The sequence below is a fragment of the Xanthobacter sp. BG11Y11_SDJG genome (genome assembly GCF_057364445.1).
The window spans coordinates 1-3915 of sequence record NZ_JBNFNU010000396.1 but is presented as its reverse complement, the minus strand read 5'-3'; the positions used below and the strand labels follow the sequence as shown (position 1 = coordinate 3915).

The window sequence follows — 3915 nt, the reverse complement described above, 5'->3', positions numbered from 1 at the left end:
GCAATGCCCGGCCCGCGGCCGCGCCGCGGCGAATGGGCGCCGGCGCCGCAGTCGATCTCCGGCGCGCTCGCCGAGGCGTTCCGCCATCCGAGCTACGTGATGCTGGTGCTCGGCTTCTTCACCTGCGGCTTCCAGCTCGCCTTCGTCACCGTCCACATGCCGGCCTATTTGGTGGACCAGGGCATGACGCTGAGCGTCGGCGCCTACACGCTGGCGCTGATCGGCCTGTTCAACATCGTCGGCTCGCTGTCGGCCGGCTACCTCGCCGGGCGCTTCTCGCGCAAGTGGATTCTGGCGCTGATCTATGCCGGCCGGGGCTTTGCCATCATCGTCTTCATGCTGGTGCCGATCGCGCCGCTGAGCTGCTACCTGTTCGGCGCCGTGTTCGGGCTGCTGTGGCTGTCCACCGTGCCGCCCACTTCGGGCCTCGTGATGCTGATGTTCGGCACCCGCTACATGGCCATGCTCTACGGCTTTGCCTTCTTTTCGCACCAGGTGGGTGGCTTCCTGGGGGTGATCCTGGGGGGCGAGCTGTACGAATCGAGCGGCTCGTATGCGGTGGTCTGGTGGCTCTCGGTGGCGCTCTCCTTCGCCTCCGCCGCCATCAACCTGCCGATCCGCGAGGCGCCGGTGCACCGGCCGGCTCCGCAGCCGGCCTGAGTCCTTCGGGGCACACCCAGGCACAAATCGACCGGGCGCCCGCGTTTGCGGCCGCGCGGGCCGTCGCGCTTGACAAGGTGCGCCCCGGCGGGTGCATCGTGTTCCTCAAACGTTCAGGACTTTGCGATCGACATGCGCAGGATCTTTCTCGCGATCGTCGGCCTCGCGCTCGCCTGTGCCGGGCCGCTGGCCATCACGCCCGCCGGCGCGCAGCAGCTCAGCGCCGATGAGGCGCGCGCGTTCGTGGTCGGAAGGGTGTTCTCCTTCACCTGCTTCGAGGGCACCTCCGGTTCGGGCCGCATCTATGCCGACGGCTCGGTGGCGGGCACCATCTCGCTCGGCCAGAAGCCGGCGCGCTTTGTGCGCCTGCCGCCCAACACCCTGCGCGTGCGGGGCGAGGCGGTCTGCGGCTTCGTCAAGGGCATGAGCTTCGAGCCCTGCTTCGACGTGGTGCGCACCGGGCCGAGTTCGTTCCGCGGCACCCTCGCCGGCATCGGCACCATGTGGTGCGAGTTCGTCGGCACCGGCGGGCAATCGCGGCCGCAGATCGCTCCCGCCGCAAGGCGAAGAGCACTGCCGAGGACGCGGAGGACTGAGCGCCGCCGCTGGCCGCGGCGATGCCGGCGGCGCCTCAGGCGGGCGTCGCCTCCGCCGTCGTACCGCCGCTTTTCCCCATGGCCCTCGATCAGCGGCTTCAGGCGGCTGAGTTCGCGCGCGGCATGGTCCATGAAGGCGCGCACCCGCGCCGTCGCCTTGATGTCGGGATGGGTGAGCAGCCACAGCCCCGCCTCCAGCTCCGGCTGCGGCGGCATCAGGCGCACGAGGCCGGCCACCCGCTCGGCGATCATGCAGGGCAGGAGGCCGAGGCCGATGCCCGCCGCCACCGCCTCCGCCAGCCCGAGCACGGTGTTGACGCGGTAGACGATCTTCTCCTCGCCCACCCGCTCGCGCAGCCATTTGGCCGCCTTGATGCCGTTCAGCGGCTCGGCGAAGCCGAGCCAGTCATGGCGCCGGAAATCCTGCGACTCGAGAGCGCCCGCGCACGTGCCCGGCCGGCCATAGACCGCCCAGGCGATGGAGGCGATGCGCCGGCCCACCAGCGTGTCGCCCGGCCGGTCGCTGGCGCGGATCGCCACGTCCGCGTCGCGCTTGGAGAGATTGAGCGAGGGATTGGCGACGACGATGTCGAGGCGGATCTCCGGATAGGCCTTGCGGAACGAGGCGAAGATCGGTGTCAGCAGGTGCACCAGAAGCGTGTCGTTGGTGGTCACGCGCAGTTCGCCGGAGGGCCGCAGGTCCTGGCCCGTGATCCGCCGCTCGACGGCGTTCACCTCCTCCGCCATGCGCTCGGCAAGGCGCACCATCTCCTCGCCCGTGGGGGTGGGCGCATAGCCGGCGCGCGCGCGCTCGAACAGCCGCGCGCCGAGCTGGCTCTCCAGCGCCCCGAGGCGCCGGAACACGGTGGAGTGGTTCACCGAAAGCTGCTCCGCCGCGCCGGCCAGCGAGCCCGTGGCGGCGATGGCCTGCACCAGACGGAAGTCGTCCCAGGCAATCATGACATTGCACTCATGCAAATCTGATCGCTCATTTATACGCATCGAATTGCATGAAGGAAAGAACTACATCTGCGTCACCTCAACCGGAGATGACCTCCATGATCGACACCCGCACTGCCCCCTACGGCCTCTTCCTGCTGCGCGCCGCGCTCGGCGCGATGTGGATCTCCCACGCGCTGCTCAAGGTGTTCGTGTTCACCGTCGCCGGCTTCTCCGGCTTCCTCGCCAGCAAGGGCTTCCCGGCCGCGCTGGCGCTGCCGACCATCGGCGCCGAGCTGATCGGCGGCCTGCTGATCCTCGCCGGCATCTATGCCCGCCCGGTGGCGGTGCTGCTGATCCCGGTGATGCTCGGCGCCATGCTGGTGCACATCCCCAACGGCTGGATCTTCTCCGCCGCCGGCGGCGGCTGGGAATATCCCGCCTTCCTGGTGGTGGCCTCGCTCACCGTGGCGCTGGCCGGCGAGGCGCCTTCGCCCTCAAGCCCTCGGCGCTGATCCCCGGCCTTGGCAAGCGCGCCTACGCCTGACACCACACCGAACCGCACGCCGCCGCTCGCGCCCTCAGGGAGCGGGCGGCGGTGTGTCCGCGCCTGCGGTGGTCGGTGGCGCCTGCCTCGCGCCGGCTCCCTTGGCCAGTCGGCGCTGGTAGAGCCTGCCGATGGCCACCAGCACCAGGCCGAGGCCGACAAAGGAGACGGCGCGCAGGACGCCGTCGAGGTCCGACATGTCGGACAGGAACACCTTCAGCACCGTCACCACCATCACCGCGCCCGAGGCGAGGCGCAGCGTGCGCGAGCCGCGCCACAGGCCGAGGGCGAGCAGCAGGATGCCGAAGCCGAGCCAGGCGGCCGAATAGGCGTACCATTCGGCGGACGAGATGGCGGCGGGGTCGAGCACCGGCCCCTGGAACAGGCGGCTCACCTCGAACGTCACATAAGCGAGCCCCAGCACCACCGCGAGGCCGCGCGCGAAGAGCCGCGTCGGCCGCTCGCTCGCGGGCACCCGCGCGGCGAACAGGAGCGCCAGCACCGCCGGCAGCGCATAGGCCGTCAGCAGCACGTTGAACACCGGCCCGCCGACGCTCGCCTTGGCGGCGAACGGGTTGGGACCGACCAGCGTGCCCACAGCGAACAGCGCCGCGAGGCCGCCGACGAGGCGCGCGAACAGGCCGTAGAGCGGGCGCGACCGCACCTCCGACAGCCACAGCAGCCCGACCGCATAGGCGCCGTAGATGCTCGCCAGCAGCCCGGTCTCGAACAGGCCGGAGCGCTCGGCGAGGATCTGGTCCGGATGGGCGAGGTGGAACACCTCCAGCGCCGCCAGCAGCACCGCGAACACGAGCGCGAGCCCCTCATGCACCCGGCGCGGCCAGTCGTCGGCGGTGCGTCCCAAAGGTGGGCGCTCAGGGCGAAGGCGGCGGCGGGCACGCCATAGCCCCACAGCAGCCAGTTGAGGATCGGCGTGGTGCCGAGCTCAGCGCCGGCGATGGTGGGGTCGGCGCCCACGTGCGCCGCCACCAGCAGACCGAGCCCCGCGGAGAGCTGGCGCAGGCCGGGCACCGGCCGTCTTGTCGCGACCCACGCCACGGCTAGCGCGGCGAGCGCGAGGCCCACCGTGAGCCAGCCCTTCTCCAACGCGAAGGCGAGCCCGAGCGCGAGGGCGACCACGCTGCCCGCCGCGAAGGCGCCGGCCGCCGCCCC

General features: G+C 71.2%; 5 protein-coding genes and 1 pseudogene. 3 read left to right on the top strand and 3 right to left on the bottom strand.

The window, feature by feature from the left end; genetic code table 11:
* On the top strand, positions 1-660 hold a 660-nt coding region (locus AC2W7M_RS21530; RefSeq protein ID WP_486134788.1), incomplete at its 5' end, for an MFS transporter.
* Between the two features lie 113 nt (positions 661-773).
* On the opposite strand, the gene AC2W7M_RS21525 is transcribed toward AC2W7M_RS21530, so the two are convergent.
* Together AC2W7M_RS21525 and AC2W7M_RS21520 are read right to left on the bottom strand one after the other, a co-directional pair.
* The gene (locus tag AC2W7M_RS21525; protein WP_486134786.1) at positions 774-962 is read right to left on the bottom strand and encodes a hypothetical protein; all 189 of its coding nucleotides are present in this window, start codon (positions 960-962) and stop codon (positions 774-776) included.
* Complete coding sequence (locus AC2W7M_RS21520) at positions 963-2216, bottom strand: LysR family transcriptional regulator (RefSeq protein WP_486134784.1); 1254 nt, start codon at positions 2214-2216, stop codon at positions 963-965. It lies immediately after the preceding gene.
* Between the two features lie 98 nt (positions 2217-2314).
* Here AC2W7M_RS21520 and AC2W7M_RS21515 point away from each other — a divergent pair, with 98 nt between their 5' ends.
* Positions 2315-2710, top strand: coding sequence for a DoxX family protein (locus AC2W7M_RS21515; protein ID WP_486134782.1), 396 nt, complete (start codon positions 2315-2317; stop codon positions 2708-2710).
* 66 nt (positions 2711-2776) lie between these two features.
* Here AC2W7M_RS21515 and AC2W7M_RS21510 read toward each other — a convergent pair whose 3' ends face one another.
* Positions 2777-3655 carry a DUF2339 domain-containing protein gene (locus AC2W7M_RS21510; RefSeq protein ID WP_486134780.1) on the bottom strand — a complete coding sequence of 293 codons (879 nt, stop codon included), beginning with the start codon at positions 3653-3655 and terminating at the stop codon, positions 2777-2779.
* A gap of 24 nt (positions 3656-3679) precedes the next feature.
* On the opposite strand from AC2W7M_RS21510, the pseudogene AC2W7M_RS21505 reads away from it, so the two are divergent.
* Positions 3680-3915: pseudogene (locus AC2W7M_RS21505) on the top strand (hypothetical protein); the annotation flags it as partial.

Excerpts from the sequence above, each read along its gene's own strand:
- AC2W7M_RS21525 (WP_486134786.1), bottom strand. The coding sequence starts at position 962 with ATGCGGCCCGAACCGGAGGTGCCCTCGAAGCAGGTGAAGGAGAACACC.
- AC2W7M_RS21520 (WP_486134784.1), bottom strand. The coding sequence starts at position 2,216 with ATGATTGCCTGGGACGACTTCCGTCTGGTGCAGGCCATCGCCGCCACG.
- AC2W7M_RS21515 (WP_486134782.1), top strand. The coding sequence starts at position 2,315 with ATGATCGACACCCGCACTGCCCCCTACGGCCTCTTCCTGCTGCGCGCC.